We start from the raw sequence: 6,155 nt of genomic DNA, 5'->3' as shown, positions 1-6,155 counted from the left end.
ATCTTGCACTTTATTCTCGATCACGCGCTCGAAACCTTTCGCGACGCAATATGCACTCGATTATTCAGCAAGCCCTAAATACATAAACTCGCACAAACAAAAACCGGGCAACTCCACAGTTACCCGGCAATCCTAACTTTAGACTTCAGACAAATCTAAAATCTAAAACCTAAAATTTTTAAACAGCCACAGTCTTCTTAGCAGAAGAGCTCAATTCGCCCTTAGCATACTTAGCTGCAAAATCGTCCAAAGACACTTGCTTAATCTTTGTACCGTGACCAGCGCAACCGAAAGAGTTATAGCGATCGCTACAAACCTTCTGCATATACTTGATCGACGGCTTCAAGAAGTGGCGGGGGTCAAACTCATCGGGCTTAGCAAACAAAGCTTCGCGCACCGCAGCGGTAATCGCCAAACGGTTGTCAGTATCGATATTGATCTTGCGAACGCCGCACTTGATGCCTTTTTGGATTTCTTCCACAGGTACGCCGTAGGTTTCGCGGATTTTGCCGCCGTTGCTGTTGATAATTTCCAGCAATTCTTGGGGCACAGAAGAAGAACCGTGCATTACCAAGTGAGTATTCGGCAAGCGGCGGTGAATTTCTTCAATGCGGCTGATTGCCAAAATTTCGCCAGTCGGCTTGCGAGTGAACTTGTAAGCGCCGTGAGAAGTGCCGATCGCGACTGCTAGAGCATCAACGCCGGTTTGCTCGACGAAATCCACAGCTTGTTCAGGATCTGTCAGCAACTGATCGTGAGAAAGCGCACCTTCAAAGCCGTGGCCATCTTCTGCTTCGCCCATCCCTGTTTCCAGAGAACCCAAGCAACCCAGTTCGCCTTCAACGCTAACGCCGATCGAATGAGCAACATTCACCACATCGCGAGTAACTTGAACGTTGTACTCGTAGCTGGCGGGAGTCTTAGCATCCGCTTCCAGAGAACCGTCCATCATCACGCTGGTGAAACCTTGGCGCATGGCAGAATAGCAAGTGCCGGGGGCATTGCCGTGGTCTTGGTGCATGGAAATGGGAATGTGAGGATAGGTTTCAACTGCTGCCAAAATCAAGTGGCGCAGGAAATTTTCGCCAGCGTAGGAGCGAGCGCCGCGAGAAGCTTGCAGAATCACAGGGCTGTTGGTTTCGTCAGCAGCGCGCATGATCGCTTGGATTTGCTCCATGTTGTTGACGTTGTAAGCCGGTAGGCCGTAACCATTTTCAGCCGCGTGGTCGAGCAGCAATCGCATAGGTACAAGCGCCATAGATATTCCTCCTAATTATTTGTGATTTTTGGGCAGTGAATTTTGGACAAGCTTAATTCTTACGATAATATTAAGACAATTTGCCACCGATCGCGCACTATCTTTCCAGATTTACTTAAAAGTTCAAAAAACAAAATTTTGAGTTCCGAGCATTCAGCTCAAAACTCAAAATTCTTAACTCACAAATTTTTATGGGTCGCCCGGGATTTGAACCCGAGACCAATCGGTTAAAAGCCGAATGCTCTACCGCTGAGCTAGCGACCCGCGAAAACATTGTTACCGCACACAATTTCTAATAGTAGCACCCCTCATTTGAAATAGCAAGTGTTTTTTAAATAAAATTTGCAGTCATGCGAACCAGCATCTCGCAAGTCGCTCCCGGCTGCAAATAAATCAAGTGTTCGCCAGTGTTGAGGGCATTTCGAGGAGCAGTCCAAGGTTCCAAACAGTAAAAATCCTTGCCCTTCACCATCCAGAAAACCAACTTCCCATAGCTGGAGTTGTAACTGAGGGTGAGCCGCAAGCCGCTCGCCGCGTCAGTGACAGTAGCAGCAAGACCAGTGAGCTCGTCAAAGGAAACATCAATTTCATCCAGCGTCTCGTCAAAAACCCCGGTGAAGTAACCCTTTTCATGGGTGTTCTGATCTCTGTACTGCATCCCCGGAATCTCAAAGCGGAGCTTAGATTTGTCCGTCGCCAAAAAGTAGGGGTGCAAACCACTAGAAAACGGCATGGGTTCGGTAGACAGATTGGTGTATCGCTGAAAAATTTCCAAAGAATTGCCTTTAATCTGATAAGTGAAGGCTAGTTGGAAATCAAAGGGATAAACAGCCAGCGTCTTGTCGCAGCTATCGAGAATCAGCGTAAGAGCGGCGCAACCCTCCGTAACTTGTTCACCTATTGTCCAAGGCAAGTCTCGAGCAAAGCCGTGCTGTTTGAGCTTACGCTCGACTCCCTTGTGGGTGTAAGTATTCTCGGGGAGATTGCTGCAGATGGGAAACAGGATGGGAATCCCGCCACGTACAGTTAGATCGGGATTGGCGAACCGTTCCGCGTCCCAGTAGAAGATTTCTTTGCCTTCAACCAGCCAGCTAGTGGCAATACCGCCCCGTTCCGGCACAACTTCTAGAGTAGAGTTAGCCGTTTCGTCGGAGAGGATATAGGTTTTGTACTGCTTTTGCTTGAGCGCGATCGCAAACACATTTGTCATCGGTAGTAGGTCATTGATCATTGGTTGTCAGTAAATCGATCGTTAATAATTGGTCCCTAGTATCTTGATGTTCACCCATTACCACCCCTATCCTCCCCCTGCATCCTCGCTCCCGCCCCCACCGGCTAACCAATGCTCCCAGCTATGGGAGGCAGGGCGATCGGCTGTTTGGAGCGGTTGCTGCGGGTAGTTGGTACGATCGCTGAGGTCGGCTGCCCTTTGAGTGCGACTTCAAAAGATACAGCCCGAGTGGGGGGAAGAGAGCTTTGGGGACTCGGCACTGCTCCTTGACTGGGAGAAGGGGGCGAAATAAACGGCTCTTTGATGAATGGCTCTTTTGTAAACGGCTCTGGTTCCCGGCTGGGATTTTGAGGTTGAGTGGGGTAGATGCGCGGCGGCAAATTTTGATTCGGAGGTGGGTTTGATTCAATTGCAGGCCCCGTCCCGTTCGGGAAAAATGAGGAGTTGTCCGGCTGTTGGGGCGCAGCCGGCAAAGCCGGCAAAATCAAAGTAGGCTTGGGTTGTCCGGGCCCTTGCTGAGTGCTTTCACCGGAGGTTCCCCCGGAACCTCGCCCGGGCTGGTATGTACCGCTCTGTGCTGCTCCTGGCGGAGAATTTGGAGTTTTTGATGCCGCTCCTGGCTGGACTAGGGCATCGAGAACTACAGAAGATTGCATCGGTCGATCGAAAATACTAGAAATTTGCTCGACACGTTTGAGAATGCGATCGGCTGCGGCTCCCTTCACCACCTTCGGCTGAAACTTTTTCACCTCCACAGGCAGAAACTCTACCTTCATATTCCTGTCTTTGAGCGATACTTTCAGGACTGCGGTATCGTAATCCCTGCGAGCATTCCCGCCGAATATAAAATTACCCAGCGAGTAAACTATCGGACGGCCCTTGTAAATTTCTGCACCTTGCAGTACCTGGGGATGGTGTCCCACTACCAAATCAGCTCCTTGGTCGATCGTGAACCGAGCCAAATCAATCTGCCAGTCTCCCGGATAATCTGCCAATTCGACTCCCCAGTGGTAATTAACAATAATCCAGTCTACCTGACCCCTAAGAGCTCGAATGTCCTCGGCCACGCGATTGTTGCGGCGGGGGTTCGTGCCCGCTTTCCCTTGGTCGGCGACGTTAAGCTCGGCATCGTAATAACCGAGGTAGGCAATTCGCTGACCCTTAACTTCAATAATATCTGGACGCCTCGCTTGTTTAATATCTCTGCCGGCTCCCAGGTGTTGAATCCCACTACTATCTAGAGTATTCATAGTCTCCACCAGCCCAGGTTCCTCGTAATCCATAGCGCGGCTATTTGCCAGATTGACAATATCCACTCCTCCGGCTGTTAATACTTTCACCGATTCTGGATCGGCTTTAAAATTTAATTGTTTTTTGGCAGAGCCCAATGTAGAGCGAGTCAGGGAGTTTTCTAGGTTAACCATCGCCACATCTGCTTGCCGGTACTCATCCATATTGGCGAAAGCCCATTGGTGATCGTTGGCAGCAGATGCTCCGAGCGCATCCGATAGATTCACATTTCCTCCGAACATCAGCGTTACTGTTGGGTCGTAACGATTAGCAACTTGCTTTTGCTGTACTACTGGTACCACTTCTAAGGCCGCTTGCACCGTATCCGCACGTTTTGGAGGCGGCCCCGACATTACCGCAGCTTGCTGGTACCCGGATACTGGAGATGCTGACTGCAGGGTGAGAGCTTCGTGGTAGCTGACCCAACACCCTAAAATAAATGATGCAAGTGCCGATCCCACTAGCAGCAGAGAACGATACGTTTTAAATTTAACCCAATCGACGACCGGTAGGGAACGGTAACGCCGCCGCTGGCGGTTTGCCGGAGTGACAATTCGTACTGACTGTTTCCAGAGAATGTCTGCATCCCCAGCCAAGCGCGCGTGAATTCGCACTCCTTCTACTGCTGGCGAGTTGAGTCTCCAGAGTTGGTGGCAAATAAATTTGACTAGGCCTTCCCGGAGAGTGCTCCCGAGTAATGTAGTCTCTGGCGCAAATTCGCGCTGGAATTCTAGGAGGATTTGAACGCAGCCGGCCTGAGCCTGTTCGACGCGGGCATAAATCCCTTCGGGGCGCAGCAAGCTGTCAATCCAGTAATTCAGGGCTTGAAAGTTGCCCGATCGCGCTAGCTCCAAGATAGACGGCTGCGACCAATTTTCTGCGTACACCATCAATTAGCCTCCTTAATACGCACGAGCGATGACTCCAATTTGTTTTGAACGGAACCGCAATTCTTTTAGCTTAACCGCCACAGGTTCCGCTGCCCGTTTTGAAGCTAGTTGTTGGCCGCCACCATTTTCTACATTTAGGGGCTGCCTGCTGTCAGTGATTTTTATCACACTCCGATCAATCGATTTTAAATTTTAGATTTTAGATTTTAGATTGAGTTGAGAGGGGCTACTGGGGGCTAGAAATAACCTCCAAACAAAAGGTTTATGGGGGACTTGAGGCAGAAGAGAGGAAGATTTCTCAGGCAGAGTCTGTTTTTATTGTCGCTGTTTGAGTGTCGCTTTAGAGCTTCCGCTTTGAGATTTGAGATTTGAGATTGAGTCAAGAGGCTTTAGTGGGCGATCGAACAATCGATTTTAAATTTTAGATTTTAGATTTTAGATTGAGTTGAGAGGGGGTACTGGGGGCTAGAAATAACATCCAAACAAGAGGTTTATGGGGGACTTGAGGCAAAAGAGAGGGAGATTTCTGAGGCAGAGTCTGTTTTTATTGTCGCTGTTTGAGTGTCGCTTTAGAGCTTTCGCTTTGAGATTTGAGATTTGAGATTGAGCCAAGAGGCGTTAGTGGGCGATCGAACAAACGTCGAAACAAGAGGTTTCTGGGGGAATTGAGGCAAAAGAGAGCGAGATTTTTGAGGCAGAGTCTGTTGTTATTGTCGCTGTTAATCGGGTGCTGTCGTCAAGTCCTAATGCTCCAATCTATGCTGGCAAATGCCTCTCACGAGGGATGCCACTGGCTGCAGAACCTGTAATTGGATAAATGGCGTACTAGATAGATTTGGTGGTAAAATCAAATTTGGTAACTCCCATCGGTACAAAAGTTGCGGAAAACGTGAAACTGGCTAGTCCATACGGCTGTGCCTTCCGATGTAAAACCCAAAGTACGTTACGGTAAACAGACCATATTTTAAGCAAGTTACACTGCGCAGGAGAACTGACAAATGCTACAGCGCAAAATCTATCAACTCTGTTGTGATGGTCGTGAGGTTTCTATTTTTCTTCGAGATCAGCAACGTTGGATAGAGCGCGCTCGTATCCTAGATATTGAAGGGGATCTAGTCACGCTGCGCTACGAAACCGACGAAGAAGACGAAATCAGCTCTTGGGAAGAAATGGTGCGTCTCGAAAGTATTGGAGCTGTGTCCCAGAAGTTGGCTTCGGTGTCCCGAACTAACTGCGAACCCCTAGTTTCTGACGATTGTCCCGAAGCCGAACAAATTCGCAATCACTACCCGGACTCGAATTTGGAATAGTTTTGAGCTCGCGCTTGAGGCACAAGGAAAACTTGGGGGAAAAGAAAACTACTTTTCTCCCTTTTTTGTGGAGAAATTATTATGCAAAAAATCCGGTTGAGGCCGAAAATATTCTGGGTTGTGACCACATAAGCTATTTTGCCTTTAAATTTAAGCTTGATGGCCGGATATCCTGC

The 6,155-nt window shown here is 48.9% G+C and carries 5 protein-coding genes and 1 tRNA gene; 1 reads left to right on the top strand and 5 read right to left on the bottom strand.

Translation table 11 applies throughout. From position 1 onward, the window contains the following. Positions 1–178 precede the first annotated feature (178 nt). From fba to QUA57_RS11450, 5 genes are all read right to left on the bottom strand, one after another. On the bottom strand, positions 179–1,258 hold the full coding sequence (gene fba / locus QUA57_RS11470; protein WP_006633469.1) for a class II fructose-bisphosphate aldolase: 1,080 nt from the start codon (positions 1,256–1,258) through the stop codon (positions 179–181). Between the two features lie 192 nt (positions 1,259–1,450). Next, positions 1,451–1,522 (bottom strand) — tRNA-Lys (locus QUA57_RS11465). 67 nt (positions 1,523–1,589) lie between these two features. Beyond that, on the bottom strand, positions 1,590–2,459 hold the full coding sequence (locus QUA57_RS11460) for an aldose epimerase family protein (RefSeq protein WP_445304469.1): 870 nt from the start codon (positions 2,457–2,459) through the stop codon (positions 1,590–1,592). 134 nt (positions 2,460–2,593) lie between these two features. Then, positions 2,594–4,669 carry a CapA family protein gene (locus tag QUA57_RS11455; protein WP_333059480.1) on the bottom strand — a complete coding sequence of 692 codons (2,076 nt, stop codon included), beginning with the start codon at positions 4,667–4,669 and terminating at the stop codon, positions 2,594–2,596. 12 nt (positions 4,670–4,681) lie between these two features. Next, positions 4,682–4,837 (bottom strand): hypothetical protein, encoded by a 156-nt coding sequence (locus QUA57_RS11450; RefSeq protein ID WP_158307982.1) that lies wholly within the window; start codon positions 4,835–4,837, stop codon positions 4,682–4,684. Between the two features lie 830 nt (positions 4,838–5,667). On the opposite strand from QUA57_RS11450, the gene QUA57_RS11445 reads away from it, so the two are divergent. Then, the gene (locus tag QUA57_RS11445) at positions 5,668–5,979 is read left to right on the top strand and encodes a DUF6679 family protein (RefSeq protein WP_006633466.1); all 312 of its coding nucleotides are present in this window, start codon (positions 5,668–5,670) and stop codon (positions 5,977–5,979) included. The last annotated feature ends 176 nt before the right edge of the window (positions 5,980–6,155 follow it).

The sequence above is a fragment of the Microcoleus sp. Pol7_B2 genome, assembly GCF_036701035.1.
Taxonomy (GTDB): domain Bacteria; phylum Cyanobacteriota; class Cyanobacteriia; order Cyanobacteriales; family Microcoleaceae; genus Microcoleus.
This window is presented reverse-complemented; position numbering and strand designations above follow the sequence as displayed.